Source organism: Bacteroidales bacterium, assembly GCA_014860585.1.
Classification (GTDB): domain Bacteria; phylum Bacteroidota; class Bacteroidia; order Bacteroidales; family 4484-276; genus RZYY01.
This window is the reverse complement of sequence record JACZJL010000114.1, coordinates 1-17,095: the sequence shown is the minus strand read 5'-3', so window position 1 is coordinate 17,095 and position 17,095 is coordinate 1. Positions and strand designations below refer to the sequence as shown.

Genomic DNA, 17,095 nt, shown 5'->3' with positions numbered 1-17,095 from the left:
GTATTAGTTGAGGGTTGTTAATGCCTGCAAAATTAGCAAATAGTTGCCTTAGCGGTGAATAGATTTGTGACAGGCAAATTCCGAAACTAAAAACTCCGCTTTTTTTGCCAGATATCAATAGTTGGAGGTTATTATAAAAGCCAATCTCTTTGTAGTACTTTATCTATTTAGCAAGTTTACAACTACCTTAACTAACATTTCTCTATCAGCCGGATTACTTTCGGCGAGCATCAATGTTAAAGCCACCAGGGTGTTGTTGTCAATGATTTTTGCGCCATAATCGCTATACAGGAGGTTGTTTTTATGCAAAAAGAAGATAAATGATGCTGCAGCAATACGCTTGTTGCCATCAACAAAGGAGTGATTTTTTACCAAAAAGTAAAGCAGGTTTGCAGCTTTGATTTCCGGTGAAGGATACAACTCTTTACCGTCATAAGTCTGGTATATGGCAGTCACGGAACTCTCGAGTGACCGGTCTTTTTCAAGTCCGAAAAGGGCGCTACCCCCAAATTTCGTTTTCATCTCAGCAATAAGTTGCCTAATTTCCTCAACGGTAACTAGTGTTGATTCTTTCAACCCTGCTTTTAATTCCAGGAGTTGGTGATCGTATTTATCCAGCATTTCCAGGGCATGACTGTAATCAGTGATCACATACAGCAAGCCCACCGCTTCTTCCTTTTCCAGCGCTCTACCCTGAGTGATCCTGCCAATGTATTTAACCACATTCACCAGTTCCTCTGCTGTACTTTTCCGCCTCACCGATTCGAGCAGTTTCTCTTTCAGAATTTTTGTAGCCCAAATTCGGAACTGGGTGCCACGAAGAGATTTTACACGGTATCCAACAGAAATGATCACATCAAGGTTGTAAAACATGACTGGCTTATCAGAATTTGCAATATGCATTTTTTGCATATTGCTTTTTTCATCCAATTCCCGTTCAATAAAAACGTTTTTTATATGCCTTGAAATTACAGATTGATCGCGCTGAAAAAGAGCCACCATTTGATCTTGTGAAAGCCAAACAGTATCCCTTTCAAAACCGACTTCAAGTTCAATTTCGGTTTCTGGAGCTATGTATTTGATGACTTCGGACATTTTATTATGTTTTAAACTTAAAAGCCTGTTAACCAATAAAACAATAATCCCTGCTGGTTAGGGCAGGGATAATAAATTGGAGGTTTCATAAAAACAAAACCTTTTTACAACCCGGCCTCCTTCAAAATCTGGTTAATCCATTTTTCAATTCGCTGATCGGTGAGTTCGGGTTGCTGGTCTTCGTCGAGAGCAAGGCCGATGAACTTCCCCTCCTCCAGCGATTCGGATCCGGTGAAGTCGTAACTGTCGGTGGACCAGCGCCCGACAAGTGAAGCGCCCACACGATCTAATTCCCGTTTGATCACACTCATGCCATCCACAAAGTGGTCGGGGTAAAGCACCTGGTCGCCAAGGCCGAAAATAGCAACCGGTTTCCCCTGGAGATTTGCTCCTTCGAGACGGGCAAAAAAGTCGAACCACAAGTTGTTGTCGGCTGCATTTTCCCAGATGTCAGCGCCCGAAGTGGAGCCACCCACAATCACCAGGTCGTAAAATGGCAGGTCCAGCTCCCTGATCATATTCAGGCTATAAACCTCTGTTTCAAAGTTGTTAAGTTTTGCTGCGATCTTTTTAGCGCAATACTCGACATTGCCCCCTTTGGGCCAGTAAAACAATCCGATTTTGTTCATTGTATCCAGTTTTTCTGATTTTGTTTGATTTGATTAAGGAACAAAAATACATCTTTTGGGTTGATGGGTCGCCAAGCTGCTTAATAGATTATGATTTTCCAGGGTGAAAACCTTTTCATTTAGCTGAATAAATCCGCATGGCTTCCGGTTCTGATCAGGCTTACTATCTTTCTGTCATTATCAATTAGATAGATCAGTAACCAATCCGGTTGAATGTGACATTCTCTGAAACCTATGTAGTTTCCTTTTAGTAAATGATCTTTGTTGTTGGGAGGCAATTTTTTTTCTGATGCTAACAGCCTTACAACTTCATTGAGCAGATCATTGTTTAAGCCCCGTTTTTGAGCTAGTTTATAATCGCGTTGAAACTTTTTAGTAAAAACAATCCTATACATCTTCTATCTTTTTCAGATAGTCATCATAATTCTCACATACAACACTTTCACCGGATTCGAACTCCCTGATCGCCTCAATCGTTTCTTCGTTGAGCTCACTGTCAACTTCTTTAGCCTCCAGGACTTGTACAAACGATAGCGACCTCAGGAAATTCACCAATTCTCTGGCAGGTTTTGTTTTTGTATCAATGCGTATTGTTGTCATTGTCAATTAACTTATATAAAGCTATAACTGTTTAAACTTGAATACTCATACCCACACTACAAATATTTTAACGATCAAAATCACCTCTTATTGGTCTCATGAATTGCTGAATTTCAAGCAAAAACCAAAATCTTTAAAATATGCTTTTCAATTAGCTCTGCCCCTTTTTCGCCTTGTTGTTTTCGGTAGCACGGGTCATGGCACTATCGTAAAGCGTCATGATTTTGTGTATGGCGCCAGATCCGCCGGCCAGGACAAAACCTGTCAGAAATACGTCAACAACAATAAAAAGCCCCATGTGAATCTTATGAGATGAAACCGGGTCTTCAAAAATACTTCCCAGTATTCTGACACCAATCGTTGAAATGATCACACCAATAACCATCCCTGTCCAAATAGCTGCCAACCGTGATTCAGCTTTGAAATCTACCCTGTCGTCCTCTGCAAGTTCAATCTCTGTCATAATTTGGCGCTTGGCTTCCTTTTCTGCTTCCGTATTGTCAGAAATTTTTGCCATTCTTTCTTTCAGTTTCTCAATATTCCTGTCAAGGCTGTCAGCTTCAGCACTGCGCCAAAGCGCAAGCAATAACTCAATGGCTCTTTCTACAAACAGGGCAATTAAAATCAGGTAACCGAATAGCTGGGGGACATCAGTAATATCGAGATCAGTCTTAAAACTTAACGCATCCATCTGGTAATAATAAGCCACAACAGCGGCAGCAAGCCCTAATAGGATCCCCCTGATTTTGATGATCCGCGACATGCGACTCTGCTTTTTACTGTACTCATTCGATTTTTGACTTGTCATTTGATTTGGGTTTTTAGTAGTTGTTCAAATTCAAAATTCTTTGAGCAAAGGTAATTTGTTTTTCAAAAGAACAGTAATGATTCTGTATTCAATATAAAGGAATTACTTTTCAGTCAAGTGGACAAAAAGGAGGCTGAATATTTCTGGAATACTTATCTTTATTGGCTTTTAATAAAGTCAAAGCCCCTAGTAAACGCATGGATTTTGATTTGCTTCCCGGAATGCTAAATGAGTAACCTTTAGTTGGCTCTACAAACAACAAGTTTGTTAATTGTTCTTGACCCATCTTCAAAGCTGGTGATCAGGATATAGGTTGCCGGTTTCAGATTCTCAACTATAAGGGTATGAGAGTAAGATAGGGGGTGTTGGTCCTCGATTACGGTTTTTCCAAAGACGTCAGTCAGGCGGCAGTTGATGATCAGGTGGTCACTTTCGATGAGGCAGCTGGTAGGGGCAGGATTAGGAAACAACGAAAGATGTACCTGGTTTCGGGGTCTCGAAAGGCTAAGCAAAGGATCGGTTGAGGCGATCCAGTTTTCAGCCAGGCTATTATCAAGCTCGGGGCTGATCAGTTTGAGGTGAGGACCATCGCCATCTGCTTCCTCTGGCCATGGCGCCGAGTCGAAGTATTCAACTTCGTCAATAATATTTCCAAAAGCATCGCATAAAACCAGATTATGTGATTTGTTGGAAAGGTACCGGGTATATTGCCCGAAGGGGGTAATCCCGCAAAACTGCTCAAAAGCTATAGCATTACCAGCCAATTGTATGGTTTCAAAAGGACTGATAAACGTGTTGGGTGGAAACTGGTAACTAATTCCTAATTCCTTGAGATAGATACCTGTCAGGTCAACAGTTTCACTGCTATTGTTAAGAATTTCGATATATTCAAGCTCATCTTCGGCAAATCCCTGCTCTTCCAAAGGGTGATAATGTATCCTTGTGATAACCAATTCCGGCACATCAGGGTTGGCGCAGTTCTGGTAGTTGTTGAGTTGCGCGTTTAGCCAGGTGATCCGTTCCTGAAGCCAGGTTTTCATTTCGGCAATATTATTGGCGTGATTACCAATAGTTCCCCAGCGTTGGCTTTCTCTGACAGTTGCTTCTGAGATCAGAGTGACGATCTCATCAATTTGGCCGGTCACAATAGCGTAGCTGAGTGGTTGCCCCGATGTTGCAAGTTCATTCCATCTTTTGGCCAGGTAGCATTTAAAGGTAGCATGGTCAAACAAGTCTTTCCAAAATTTTGATCCCCGATTTTCATAGTTGAACTGCCACACATCTGTATGGCTTCGGTCGAAACCCCATAAAAATAAGTCATTGCCGTAGGTTAAATTCAAATCCCAAATAGGGCCTGCGCGCAATTTTCCGCTTCTGTCTTTGTGAAAATATGTACTGAACTGATAAGCATCCGCATTGGAGGCCAGTTCGTTAATGATCATAAAATCGATAAATGAAGGAATATCGATCTTGGAGGGGTACCCGGTGACCAGTGAAGCATTCCCGCTAGTCATCGTTTGCTGGAAAGCCATGAAATAATTATAGATATAGTTATGTTGTTGAGTGGTGATATCTTCCGGCTTTGGATTGTCGTGAATGTAATCCACATTAGCCCAGGGGCCGGAATAGGAGGGCATGGTCCAGGCTACCGGGTCGCCCCCGGTATTTTTATCCGCCTTAGTAATATATCCGCCGGTAACAATAGGTAATGTGTTGTCGAGAGTAGTGAGTTTAACCAAATCCAGGCGGTCATTGTCAATTTTTATTTTTTCCATAAAAATGTAAAGGCCTTTGTAATCCCCGTTCACCATTACCTCGCAGTAAACAAAACGAGTGGAATAGTTTCCAATGTTTCTGGAGAGTTGATAAGAAAGCGCGTCGCGCAACAGAGAGGGGTCAAATGCAAAAGAATTCAGAATCCAGTCGTTCTCGCTGGGCATGCCAAGAATTTCCACGTTATTGTTGGTCTGGTTATCATCTTTCAGCGTGGTAAGGCCATACGGTTTTTTCGGCGGCCATTGAGACGTTGTGCCCCGGAGTTCAATTCCGATACGGCCATTATAGTTAAGATAATCCGGGTTGTTTTGATCGCTCACATAGTTACGTGAGCCATCCGGATGGTAAATGATTTTCATGGTAGCCAGCACCTTCGGCTCATCAGGAATGATTGCGGGTTGGCCGGTGTTGGGGTCAATATCGGTGTTGATGATTACGATCGGAAGGTTACTATCGGTAAAATTCTGTGAATACAGGGTCGTTGTAAACGCTATCAGCGCTATAGGGAAGAGCAGTTTCAGGAGTATAGAGAAGTGGGCGAAGCGTGACATGGCCTGCATTTTTGTATTTAAGCAAGAAGAAAAATCAAATAATACCAAAGTTTTTTTTTGCAAAGCTATGGATAAATAATTAGAAAACAGAGGTATTCATGTTTTAAATGGAATTGAACCTGAATAATTCTATTTTTGCCACAAAAAAAACAATGCCTTACCTTGTCCTTGATTTAGAAATGACCGGGCCGGAACCCGATTACAATGAGATTATTCAGATCGGCGCCGAAGTTTACGATGATGACTGGAAGTTCAGGGGAGAATTCCTCAGTAATGTTTATCCTGAAAATGAAGATGCTTTTTCCGGGCATTCTGAGGAGATTCACGGGATTTCCATCGACGATCTTGATGAAGCACCAATGCTAAACGAAGTACTGGAGGAGTTTGAGGCCTGGATGAGGAAAAGTCTCTTCTTTCGACAACAGGATTCTTTAAAAAGTATCGTGATCTGTGGCCAGAGCATCATCAACGACATCAATTTTCTGACTTATGCCTATAAAAAGGAAAAAATACCCTGGCCGTTTTCCTACCGGATGCTTGAACTGAGCAGCATTTCGCAATATGCATTTATGATCCTGGAAAATAATGGTAAAAAAGTTCCCCGGTCGCATAGCCTCACCAATGTAGCGGCTTATTTTGGCTTTGAGCGTGAAGGCGAAACCCATAATGCACTTGAAGATTCCAGATTGACAGCAAAATGCTTTATTGCCCTGTTCGACCTGACAAAAGAGTTGGTTTTCAAATAATTCCATAGAATCCGACTAACCATAAAAACAACAGGGTCGCCGAAGCAACCCTATTGTGTTACCCTTCAATCCGGCATTTACCGTTGAATCACAATTTTTTTCAATAAAACTGTTCCTGGTCCTGAAAGCCGGATAAAATAGATTCCGCCGGTTCTTTTTTTCAGATTGATTGTCGTTTGCGCCTGCAGCGCTCCCTCACTAACCGATTGACCTGTCGGATCAATAACCTCAAATCGGATAAATGGCTGGTCATTGTTCTGAATAATGGTAAAGGTACCGTCGTTTGGATTGGGATACAGGGTGATTTCACTGACATCCGGGATAGTAACGGATAAGGAACTGGTTTTAAACCCGATAACTACCGAAAGACCAAAAGGCTGGAACGTTCCTGCAGCGGGAAGCGAAGCGTCATAAACCGGCTCAAGAGTTCTGGTCAATCGTGAGGCATTATCATAATACCTGAATTCAAACTTTTCGCCTTCATTCATCCCGGAAGCAACAGAATTGAAAGGATCTTTCCCAAAAACGGTAACATTGACCGACGAATGGCTTTCCCCCACCAATACATATCCGGCAAGTTGTCCGGCCGGGTTAAACACCCCGATAAAATCACCAGGGTTCAAAAAACCCGTTGCATGAGAGGTTACGACAATATTATGACTTACTGGCGACTTGATGGTAACTCCCCAGGGTGATTCCTCTTCTTCAAAAATAATCTGTCCCTTTTCATCTCCACGAGAAACCCCGCATTCAGGGAAAGTGAGGGTCACATCCTGGGTTGTAACGATGAAGTAGGCTTTGCCAGGTTCGAGGATATTCAAATTGTCGATACCATACATGGGAATAAATATTTGTGGAAGGGCAATTCCCTGGATATAGAGGAAATTTTCGTTCAATTGTTCGAATACTTCCCATGTTAACATGCCGCATTCGGTTGGAACATGCAGAATATTCAGTCCTTCCGTGAGTGTAACGGTTGTCAATGGATTGGGTTGTCCAGTGAACGTTACAGTGGCATCAGCGGCCATTTTTATCACATACCCTTCGTCTGCATTCCAGAATCCCAGCGTGTTGATATTTTCAGCAGGCCAGAGCATGCCATCGTTATTATACATAATAATCAGATCGTCAATAGCGGATCCGAAGATTGCCTCGAAGTTGTCATCAGAAGGAACAACATAAGAAGAAAGACCACTCCATCCGGCATTTAAAGCGACTTCCTGGCGAACCGGATTCTCCAGAATGTAATAATGGGTGTAAATGCTTCCTGATTCATTGATCGCCCGTACTTCCAGTGTATAAAGGCCGGGATCAGGTACTGAAATCGTGGTCAATACTCCACCACTTCCAGGCAAATAAGGATAATCTGGTAATACAGGTTCTGGCTCACGGGGGCAAACGATAATGATATTTCCTAACCTGCCGCTGGCGCCGGCTCCGGTAAAACCTGTCAGCTGACCGGTAGTTGTGTTCAAATATCCCCATTCTTCCTTGCCTGTCCAGGGATCCATAAAATCAACCCTGACTTTTCCATCCTTTTCAGGTCGCAATTTTATCGAATTCATGGTCATGCGGTGCCCGTCACCATTTGGCCAGTATATGCCGGATAGCACGTTCTGGCTGCGCAGCAACTCCGATCTCATCTGGTGCCAGTTGAAAGCCAGCGGACCACGCACTGAATAATGGAATCCATATCTCAGGATCCATTCCAACATACCTCCGGCAAGATTGGAAGGAGCGGTTCCTCTTATCGAATCCGTTCTGCAAATTCTTGCAAGTGAATCTATCAAAACATGGATGCTGTCGATGAAACCAGTGGCAAACGGGTCGTTAAAATATTTAAGGCAGGCAGCTGCCGCAGTTGGTGCGCAATAGGCATTACCCCCATTCGGGTGGTCTCCTTCGCGCTGACCCACATGTGGAATGCCTTTGTTGTAGTACTCGGGTTTTTTGGTGATGTTGTATTGAATGCCCGTCAGATTGGAACAAAGGCCCGGGTTTACTTCCAGCACTATTTCATTGTTTTCTATCATGACAAAATCTTCAACATTTATGATTACACCCGAAGGAGGTGTTGGATCAAAGTTTTTCGAACCTCCCACTTCGAACGAACCACACATGTCGGTGACAATTTCAGCTTTGAACAGAATCTCCTGATAACTTTGTGGCAGGTTGGCATGCTCGATGTATCCGGTCCAGCCATCACCCTCAGAAGGAAAACTGCCAAATGTGTTTTCGTAGGGTTCTGATCCATCGTCATCGCTGTCGAATAACTGCCATTCAATCCCATCAGCTGACCAGGAAAAGTTCACCAGTTGAATATCGTAACAGGCATCGCCAACGCCCGGCAGATCCAAAAGCTGAACCGGAGTTGTTGTATCTGGTCCGCCAAACCAATTGTACCAATCCTCTGACCCAATGTAATCGCCGATTTTGACGATAACATCAGCAAACGGATTTATTGGTTCGGTACGTTCAACCACCAAATCTTCCTGCCAAACATGACCTGACTGGTCAATGACACGGATACGGATCCACTTCAGGCCGGGATCCCCTACATCGATTGGTGTCGGGGCTGGCACAGGACCAGGAATCACGACATCAGGTGAAGGCATTGATGACGTCGTTTCATTGGGGCAAACGATGACATTCAGGAAAATCGTGGCACTTTCAAAGGTGTCAGGATTTGAAAAGTCAGATATCACTCCGGTCTCGGGATTCAGGTATCCGTATTCCTCCTCTCCCGACCAGGGATCCATGAAATCTACCCGGATGCGGCCATCTGGTTCAGGACGGTTTTTGATGGAATTGAAGGTCATCATGTGGCCGCCTGTTGAATGCAGCACACCTGTAAGCACATCCTGCCCCTTTTCCAGTTCATCACGCATCTGTTTCCAGTCATAGGGCTGCACGGGTGTTACCCTGTATCCGTTCCCGTGTTTTTCTATCCATTCTCTCAAACCCGAAACCACATCCGCGGGGAGGGTTCCCCTGATGGTGTCTCCCTCCTCGTTTACCCTTTGATCGGTGTGCATGTATTTGTACAAACTATCGAGCAACTGGTCAGAAGTCAATTCTCCCGCAATCTGATCATCACCCTGACTTTCGAACCATTTCAGACAAGCCGCAGCACTGGCCGGAGCACATCCGTAATCATACGGGAATTGCCATACATCCGGAATGCCCTTGTTAAACTCTTCGGGCTTCTCCACAACCTCTACTTCGATCTGCTGAATGTCTGTGCATGTTCCAGGATTGATTTCAAGTAAGAGTGTCTCGTCGTCAATGATCAGCCAGTCCGTGAGGTTTATCTCCACTCCATCAGGCGGTGTCGGATTATAGAATGTTGAATGAATGAATTCATGGGTTGTGCCATCGGTCAATGTTACTGCGGCTTTAATAAAGACTTCATGGTCGGTTTGTGGCAGCAGCGCATGCGGCAGGTATCCGCTCCAGCCGTCCCCTTCGGGATAGAGCGGGCCATGGGTGTTAAGTGAGGTCTGGCTGCCGTCAAGATCAATATAGAATTCACTCCAGGTCAGGTCTTCATTTCTGAACGAAAATTCAACCTTGTCGATGGACACTTCTCCCGAGGTTTGGAACAACTGAACCGTGCTGGTCGCATCAACTCCTCCTATCCAGTTATTCCAGGGCTCAGGATTTACAAAATCGCCAATGCTGATGAAACCATCAAAGGGCTCCACAGGAACTACCCGGTCAACCACCAGGTCGAACCTCGAAGTATGCCCGTCCTGGTCGAGGATATTAATGCGGAGGAAATACAACCCGGGATCATCAACCGGAATGGTGACGGGTGGCGGATTGGGACCCGTCACGGTATATCCGGATGCAGGCAATGGCGCCGTTTCTTTAGGGCAAATGATGATGATCCCTTTGAGTTTTCCTGAATTTCCTGCTGTAGAGGTAAAGCCGGTGAGCTCACCGGTAGCCGGGTCAAGGTAACCCCACTCTTGCTGGCCGGTCCAGGGATCCATAAAATCCACCCTGATCTTACCGTCTGGTTCCGGGCGGTTCTTGATCGAATTGAAGGTCATCCGGTGACCGCCACCACCTGTCCAGGCGATACCCGACAGCACATCCTGGCCTCTTTCCAGCTCATTGCGCATCTCTTTCCAGTCAAATGGGAGTGGTCCCCTGATCGTATATCCATTGCCATGACCTTCTATCCACTTTTTGAGTCCATTGGCCAGATTTTCCGGAAGTGTGCCAGTTGCACTTGTTTTGCAGTATTTTTTTAAGCTGTCGATCAACGCTGCATTGGTCAACCCTGCGGTGATCTGCGTGTCGCCCTGGCTTTCGAACCATTTCAGACAGGCAGCGGCAGCAGTGGGGGCACAGGTTACACCGGTGGGTTGGGTAATCCCGGGGATTCCCTTATTGAATTCCTCTGGCTTTGTTACCACTTCAATATTCACTTCCTGAATATTTGCTGATCCTGGTTCTATATCCAACAACAAAAAATTATCCTGCAGGATCATAAAATCCTCTATGTTCAATTGCACGTCATCCGGTGGCGTGGGGTCGTATGTGATCGAATTCATCACTTCGAAGGTGCTGTTGTCCTCAAGAATTACATCTGCCCTGAACATCAGGTCGGCATTGATCTGTGGAACGAAATTGTGCGGAAAATAGCCACTCCAGCCATCACCCTCTCCGCTCCCCGTTCCGGTGGTATTTTCAATGAGTTCATAACCATCTTCATCCTCATCAAACACCACCCATTCATCTCCAATTTGCACCAAAAAACTGACTTTGGCAACCGGAAACTCCGAAAAACCATGCAGTTGTAATTGTGTCGTCCCATCCTGTCCGCCAATCCAGTTATGCCAATTTTCAGCTATACTCCAATCACCGATTCGCAAATAGCCATCCACCGGCAAAGGTGTGGGCAATATCCTTTCCAGAATAATGTCCTCCTGCCAGGCGTGACCTGAAAAATCAATAAACCGTAATCTTACCCATTTCAGTCCGGGTTCACCCAGGTTGATCAGTACCGGTGGGAAGTCAGGTCCGGATGAAACAGCTTGAGATTCAGGCAGGTTAATTCCTTCTTCTACAGGACAAATGATTATATTTCCTGCAATTGTTCCCTCATTGAACAACTCCCCTGTGTAACCGGTGATCTGGCCTGTTTCAGGATTGAGGTAGCCGTGTTGAATTTCTCCGTCACCCCAGGGATCCATAAAATCCACACGGATCGTTCCGTTTTCTTCAGGCCGGTTTTTTATCGAATTAAAGGTTACCTGATGCCCGGCTTGTCCATTGTCCGTATTATAGTAAAAAGTAGTGAGCACATCCTGTCTTCTTTCCAGTTGGTTGCGCATCTCCTGCCAGTTAAACGGATTTTGCAGGTTCACCCGGTATCCGTTGCCATGTTGCGCAATCCAGTTTCTCAAACCGCTTACCACATCTTCGTAATGTGCTCCGAACATATTCGATCCATCCTCCAGTACCCGTTGGCTGGTTTGAAAATCTTCATACAACTGGTCGTAAAGCTGGTCTAGGGTAAGGCCGCCCATGATCTGGTCATCTCCGAGCGAGTCAGCAAACCATTTCAGACAGGCTGCAGCACTGGCCGAGGCACAACCATCATCATCAAACTGACTGTAATCACCGACACCTTTCAGAAATTCTTCGGGTTTGTCTTCCACTGCAATTTGCACTTCGGCAAGGTCGGCTGCCAGTTCCGGGAGAATGTTGATCAGGATGGTTTCATCCTCAACTGCAAGCCAGTCATAAATATTAATTGTTGCAGCCGAGGGAGGTGTAGGATCATAAAATATTGATTTTGTAACTTCATGCATAGAGCCGTCTAACAGGCTAACAGTAGCTTTAATGAACAGCTCAAAATTGATCTGTGGAAGCATTTCATGGGGCAAATAACCGCTCCAGCCATCTCCGGCGCCATAATCCGGCCCAATGCTGTTCAAAACAATATTTGAACCTTCTGTATCAAAATAAAAGTCAACATACACGAGTCCATCTGAAGAATAGGAAAAATTTACCCCTTCAATATTGGTCATTGGTGTTAAGCCAACACCTGTGGGTATCAGGGTAACTTTTGTAACTTCTCCAATACCCCCGACCCAATTGTTCCAGGGCTCCGGATTTAAGTATTTTCCTATTATCAGATCAAAACTCATCTCGCCGGGCTCTTCTACGATGGTCCCTGAAAGAGCAAAACTCAGATTGTAATCCACCGATGTTGTACCAAAGTCAATTAATGAAGCTTTTTGCCATGTCAGCGCATTGGGTTGACCAAAACCGCCGCCGGGATTTTGCCAGTGAAACTCTTCAAGTATCGTAGGGGCGGACTGTCGCCTCCAAAACCATTGACCGAAAGTAGTATAATCCATCACTGGTTGAACCGATAACCAGTAATGACCCTCTGGAATAACAAGTGGGACTGGAAAAATAAGTAACAGTGAACCATCCGGAAGTGCTTCAACTAAATACTGATAATAAGCATACATTTCTTCACCCGGTGAATTGGTTGTCGGATTGTTTTGATACACAAAAACATTTGCCTTAAGAGCCGGACCGCCCCCCAAAGAATAAAATCCGGTAACTTCAATCAAATTTATCTGCCATATTTCACCGCCAGGAACAAAGAAATCATCCGCTCCCTGGCAGGAAAACGTTGGAAAGTCAGGATACATCTGCGAATTGGTTCCAACATCAGACGGATTGTCCATCTGGCTGTAAAGCAGCGAAAAGTCACGTGTGGCCTTCTGCTGAATAACCTCTTGATTAGCTGTGATTTTCAAAGCCGGATGATCTTGTCCGGCGACTTGCAAAGTGAACATCGACCACAAAAAAAGAAACAATGCCATTGTGTTAAGCTTTTTCATAATTAAACAGGTTTAGTCCCAAATGGGTGTGAATGAATAAATTGAATTGACGATCACAAAATTAAGGTAATTAATTACCTTATTTTCAAAAAAAACACTAATTAATCCTAAATTTTGTTAAACGGTCATTCTAACCTTCATCATTTATCAATTAAAATCTTTAAAAAATCCGGGATTTATCCTTGATTGTTGACCTCAATACGTCACATAGGTAAGTTCCCCGGAAGTCCCCAACATATTCTAAAAAGCTCTGGACATTTGGGCGCGGATGGTTGGTAAAAAAGTATTTAAAATGGAAATTTTATTGGGTAACTATTTTCAGCCCTTCAAAAAGGAAAGACTTAAGGATAGTAAGCTATTTCCTCATGTATTGTCCTGCAGATCGAATCCAGTTTAATCTTTGCATACCGTAAAGTCCGATCAGGATTGCTTCTGCGGCGTTATTATCGAGGGATGTGGCCTTGTGATCAGAAAGCTTTTCGATTACTTTTCCGGCATAAATAATCGCATTGGATTTGGCATCGCTGCGGTTTTGCTGTTCGCGATAGTAGAGTAACTCGCTGCGCCAGTTATCTGCCATGATTTTGATCACTTCAAGGTTTCGTCTTTGAAGTTCAGCATCCCAGATTTTAAGCAATGGCCCGCCTCCCTCAATGATGACATAAGCCAGATCCTCTTCCTGGTTGAGCAACCAGGGAATTGCCCTGCGAAGGCGTGCAGAAGAACCAAAATTCTGAGAACGGAACCAGTAAAGCTTCTGGTCGGATCCAAACATAGCCAAACCGGTTCGGATACCAAGGTCAACTGAAAGCAGAAATTCCATTATGCAGGTCAAAGGTTTTTAGATGTTTACCCTCCTTGACCGGTTGAAGGTCTTGGTGCGATCGAAAAGATAGCGGTAAGTGACATGGGTCTTTCGGATTTTGCTGCCTATTTGTTCGCATACTTTCATCATCGAGGGGTTGAAATCGCCGATCCAGTTCATTTCCAAATCAGTGTATTGGAAGTTTCTTGATGCCGAAATTACTTCCTGGAAAGCTTTGATGATACCGCCTTCCACCCCTTTGCCCTGATGTTCGGGTACCACACCGAAAATTCGACCTACAATACGTGTACACGTCTTTCTTACCCTAAGCAGGTAAAGTAATCTCAATTTATTGATCAGGTTGAATTTCCCTTTGAACTTACGGATGATCTGGTAAATATCGGGCATCATGATAAAAAATGCAATCGGATCCTCTTTATAATAGCCATAAAGTACCAGCCTGGGATCCATAATTGGTTTCATTTTTCTTAGCAAAGCGACCGCATGGGATTTGGAGAGTTTCTTCACACCAGGAAACCTTGCCCATGCTTTGTTGAAAATCACCATAAAATCCTCAGCATATTTATCTGTATTTTTCAGGTTGATGGTCTCAAAATGGTAATCAGGATTGTTGTAAATCCGGTTTGCCTTTTCTTCAATTACAGGATCCACACCTCCGGGTTCGGTTGTGCGGTGATAGGTGTATTGATTGAAATAGTTCTTAAAGCCATAAGACTCAAAAAGTTCTTGGTAATAAGGGAAATTATAGGGCATGTTGTACAGCGGTTCATAAAACCCATCCACCAGGCATCCCCAAAAACTGTCGCGATCGCCGTAATTGACCGGTCCATCCATGGCTTCCATCCCGTTCTCCTTAAGCCAGTCTCTACAAGCATCAAACAAAAGGGCAGCCGCTTCTTTATCGTTGATACAATCAAAAAAGCCTATTCCACCCGTCGGTTGATCGTTGGCTTTTGCAACAGCGTGGTTGTAAAAAGCTGCAATTCTCCCAAGGGTCTGATCCTTATCATCCATTAATAACCAGCGCTTTGAATCGCCATTTCGATACAATTTGTTTTTTTGACGATTAAAAATTGCATTCACGTCCTGATCGAGGGGCCGGATGAAATTCTTGTCCTCCTTGTAAAGGTGCGACGGAAAATCGAGAAATTCCTGTTCAAGTTTTGCCCCACTGACCTCAATTAAAACATAACGATTTGCAAGTACCATAGATCGAATTTTTCAATGTACAAATTAACAAAACTTTACACGTTTCTGCTCATCAAAAATATTTCTTTTTTTTGCCAATACAATAAATCTGTAAAAATTATGGAACGTCTATTTACACCTATTCCCGGGAATCAAAGGATTCAAACGCTTGACATGCTGCGCGGACTGGCTATTTTCGGCATCCTGATGGTCAACATGCCCCTGATGAATGCACCGCTGGTTACCATACTTTCGGATGTTAAACTTTGGACTGACCTGCCCAACCAACTGACAACAGGATTTATCAAACTCTTTTTCGAAAGTAAATTCTATGTACTGTTTTCGTTGCTTTTCGGTTATGGTTTCTGGTTGTTTTTAAACAAAACAATGCCGGAAGGCAAAACAGTCATTCCGGTTTATCGCAGGCGGGTATTTTTTCTGTTGCTGTTTGGGATTGCACACATGACGTTACTTTGGCCGGGCGATATCCTGATTTTTTATGCATTATTCGGGTTTTTGCTGTTGCTGTTCAAAAAAACGCCAGACCGTAGTTTGGTGAAATGGGCGCTGGGTTTCATCCTTGTACCCATAACACTCAATGCGATCATGGTCTTTTTTGTTTTTCTTGCCGGGTTCAGTCCCGAAGCAAAATCGGCCATGGAAGCAGGTTTTGCCGAAAACACCCAACGATTATCAGCAGTCGTTACCAAGGCTTTAGAGGTTTATCCTTCGGGAAGTTTTTCGGATATCGTAAAAATGCGGCTTACCGAATACGGCATGTTACTACCCGGTATTGTCTTCTTTTATCCAAACGTACTTGCCATGTTTCTTTTAGGGCAATATGCTGCACGTAAAGGTTATCTGAACAATCCTGAAAATCATTTGCCATTCTTCCGTCAAGTATTCGTCCGTGGGTTACTCATCGGATTACCGCTAAATATTATCTATACTACAATCTATTCGATGGGACAAATGAACCAGCCGTCAATTTACACCTTAATTGCTACGATTTGTTCCGGCTTTGGCGGTCCCGCCCTCACAATGGCTTATGTTTCCGGAATCGTTCTGCTAATCAGCAAAGACCATCTCAAATCCTTCTCTGCCAAACTTGCACCGGTTGGCAGAATGGCTTTGACCAATTATCTGATGCACAGTATCATCGCTTCCGTTTTGTATCTCAGCTATGGGTTTGCACTTTATGGAAAAGTAAACATCTGGCAGGGGATCCTGATAACAATTGCAATATTTGCTGTTCAGATACCGCTAAGCAATTTATGGCTGAAGCATTTCAGGTTTGGTCCGTTTGAGTGGCTCTGGCGCAGCCTGACTTACCTGCAATGGCAACCGATGAGGAAGTAGAGAAAGCAATCAATCTCATTCCCCAATCCTTTTCACCGCTTTCCAAATATCTTCGGCAATCTCTTCTGGCGGGCGGTTGCCGTTGGTGATGAATATCTTCTCTTCCGGTTTTAGTCTTTCCATCACCTCAAAATACTTTTCCCTAACTAACTTGAGATTCTCGAGGGTCTCAAACATTTCAACAGACTCGCGTCCTCTCCTGATCCTTTCCATTCCTGTTTCTGGATCAATATCAATGAAAATGTTGAGATCAGGCTGCAGTATTTCCGCACACAAGGCATTCGAACGTATGACCCAATCAACCGGCATGTGTACGCCATGATAAGCATAGGAGGAGAAGTAATAACGATCTGTGATCACCGTAAACCCCTCTTCCATTTTTCTTACCAGGCCATGATGTTTGTTGAGCAGGTGTTCGAACCGATCGGCGACGAACAAAGCTGCGATTGTACGCTGGTCGGCTTCCAATCGGTGGTTGAAAATATCCCGGATCATTTTCCCGATTGGGCCGTCGGTTGGTTCGAAAGTAGTAAAAACGTGGTGGCCAGCCTTTTGGAGATTTTCCTTTAATAGATTGATTTGCGTGCTTTTTCCGCTTCCGTCAATGCCTTCGATGGCGATGAATAAATTTTTCATGGTTTTTTT

12 protein-coding genes are annotated in these 17,095 nt (G+C 44.0%); 2 read left to right on the top strand and 10 right to left on the bottom strand.

Annotation, left to right across the window (positions count from 1 at the left end; all coding sequences use genetic code 11):
• Positions 1 to 159: 159 nt before the first annotated feature.
• The 6 genes from IH598_12285 to IH598_12260 all read right to left on the bottom strand — a co-directional run bounded on the left by IH598_12285 (position 160) and on the right by IH598_12260 (position 5,459).
• Positions 160 to 1,095: a virulence protein RhuM/Fic/DOC family protein gene (locus IH598_12285; GenBank protein MBE0639288.1), complete on the bottom strand. Its 936-nt coding sequence runs from the start codon at positions 1,093 to 1,095 to the stop codon at positions 160 to 162.
• 104 nt (positions 1,096 to 1,199) lie between these two features.
• Positions 1,200 to 1,724 (bottom strand): flavodoxin, encoded by a 525-nt coding sequence (locus IH598_12280; protein ID MBE0639287.1) that lies wholly within the window; start codon positions 1,722 to 1,724, stop codon positions 1,200 to 1,202.
• A 119-nt stretch (positions 1,725 to 1,843) separates the two neighbouring features.
• The gene (locus IH598_12275; protein ID MBE0639286.1) at positions 1,844 to 2,119 is read right to left on the bottom strand and encodes a type II toxin-antitoxin system YafQ family toxin; all 276 of its coding nucleotides are present in this window, start codon (positions 2,117 to 2,119) and stop codon (positions 1,844 to 1,846) included.
• Positions 2,112 to 2,324, bottom strand: coding sequence for a hypothetical protein (locus IH598_12270; GenBank protein ID MBE0639285.1), 213 nt, complete (start codon positions 2,322 to 2,324; stop codon positions 2,112 to 2,114). Before IH598_12270 ends, IH598_12275 begins: the two co-directional genes overlap by 8 nt.
• A 151-nt stretch (positions 2,325 to 2,475) precedes the next feature.
• On the bottom strand, positions 2,476 to 3,132 hold the full coding sequence (locus IH598_12265) for a hypothetical protein (protein MBE0639284.1): 657 nt from the start codon (positions 3,130 to 3,132) through the stop codon (positions 2,476 to 2,478).
• Positions 3,133 to 3,371: 239 nt separating this feature from the next.
• On the bottom strand, positions 3,372 to 5,459 hold the full coding sequence (locus IH598_12260; protein MBE0639283.1) for a CotH kinase family protein: 2,088 nt from the start codon (positions 5,457 to 5,459) through the stop codon (positions 3,372 to 3,374).
• Between the two features lie 152 nt (positions 5,460 to 5,611).
• Here IH598_12260 and IH598_12255 point away from each other — a divergent pair, with 152 nt between their 5' ends.
• The gene (locus tag IH598_12255) at positions 5,612 to 6,205 is read left to right on the top strand and encodes a 3'-5' exonuclease (protein MBE0639282.1); all 594 of its coding nucleotides are present in this window, start codon (positions 5,612 to 5,614) and stop codon (positions 6,203 to 6,205) included.
• A gap of 77 nt (positions 6,206 to 6,282) precedes the next feature.
• On the opposite strand, the gene IH598_12250 is transcribed toward IH598_12255, so the two are convergent.
• The 3 genes from IH598_12250 to IH598_12240 all read right to left on the bottom strand — a co-directional run bounded on the left by IH598_12250 (position 6,283) and on the right by IH598_12240 (position 15,112).
• Positions 6,283 to 13,077, bottom strand: a complete 6,795-nt coding sequence (locus IH598_12250; GenBank protein ID MBE0639281.1) for a T9SS type A sorting domain-containing protein — start codon at positions 13,075 to 13,077, stop codon at positions 6,283 to 6,285.
• A 355-nt stretch (positions 13,078 to 13,432) separates the two neighbouring features.
• Positions 13,433 to 13,900 carry a hypothetical protein gene (locus IH598_12245; protein ID MBE0639280.1) on the bottom strand — a complete coding sequence of 156 codons (468 nt, stop codon included), beginning with the start codon at positions 13,898 to 13,900 and terminating at the stop codon, positions 13,433 to 13,435.
• Between the two features lie 18 nt (positions 13,901 to 13,918).
• A complete protein-coding gene (locus IH598_12240; GenBank protein ID MBE0639279.1) occupies positions 13,919 to 15,112 on the bottom strand; it encodes a hypothetical protein in 1,194 nt (397 codons plus the stop codon).
• Between the two features lie 99 nt (positions 15,113 to 15,211).
• Between IH598_12240 and IH598_12235 the strand changes: the two genes are divergently transcribed.
• Complete coding sequence (locus IH598_12235) at positions 15,212 to 16,450, top strand: DUF418 domain-containing protein (GenBank protein MBE0639278.1); 1,239 nt, start codon at positions 15,212 to 15,214, stop codon at positions 16,448 to 16,450.
• A 15-nt stretch (positions 16,451 to 16,465) separates the two neighbouring features.
• Here the strand turns inward: IH598_12235 and tmk are convergent, their stop codons facing one another.
• A complete protein-coding gene (gene tmk / locus IH598_12230; GenBank protein ID MBE0639277.1) occupies positions 16,466 to 17,086 on the bottom strand; it encodes a dTMP kinase in 621 nt (206 codons plus the stop codon).
• Between the last annotated feature and the right edge of the window lie 9 nt (positions 17,087 to 17,095).

Bases quoted from the DNA above. Each gene is read 5' to 3' on its own strand.
- IH598_12235 (MBE0639278.1), top strand. From the start codon at position 15,212: ATGGAACGTCTATTTACACCTATTCCCGGGAATCAAAGGATTCAAACG.
- IH598_12255 (MBE0639282.1), top strand. From the start codon at position 5,612: ATGCCTTACCTTGTCCTTGATTTAGAAATGACCGGGCCGGAACCCGAT.
- IH598_12270 (MBE0639285.1), bottom strand. From the start codon at position 2,324: ATGACAACAATACGCATTGATACAAAAACAAAACCTGCCAGAGAATTG.
- IH598_12260 (MBE0639283.1), bottom strand. From the start codon at position 5,459: ATGTCACGCTTCGCCCACTTCTCTATACTCCTGAAACTGCTCTTCCCT.
- IH598_12265 (MBE0639284.1), bottom strand. From the start codon at position 3,132: ATGACAAGTCAAAAATCGAATGAGTACAGTAAAAAGCAGAGTCGCATG.
- IH598_12280 (MBE0639287.1), bottom strand. From the start codon at position 1,724: ATGAACAAAATCGGATTGTTTTACTGGCCCAAAGGGGGCAATGTCGAG.
- IH598_12250 (MBE0639281.1), bottom strand. From the start codon at position 13,077: ATGAAAAAGCTTAACACAATGGCATTGTTTCTTTTTTTGTGGTCGATG.
- IH598_12285 (MBE0639288.1), bottom strand. From the start codon at position 1,095: ATGTCCGAAGTCATCAAATACATAGCTCCAGAAACCGAAATTGAACTT.
- IH598_12240 (MBE0639279.1), bottom strand. From the start codon at position 15,112: ATGGTACTTGCAAATCGTTATGTTTTAATTGAGGTCAGTGGGGCAAAA.
- IH598_12275 (MBE0639286.1), bottom strand. From the start codon at position 2,119: ATGTATAGGATTGTTTTTACTAAAAAGTTTCAACGCGATTATAAACTA.
- tmk (MBE0639277.1), bottom strand. From the start codon at position 17,086: ATGAAAAATTTATTCATCGCCATCGAAGGCATTGACGGAAGCGGAAAA.
- IH598_12245 (MBE0639280.1), bottom strand. From the start codon at position 13,900: ATGGAATTTCTGCTTTCAGTTGACCTTGGTATCCGAACCGGTTTGGCT.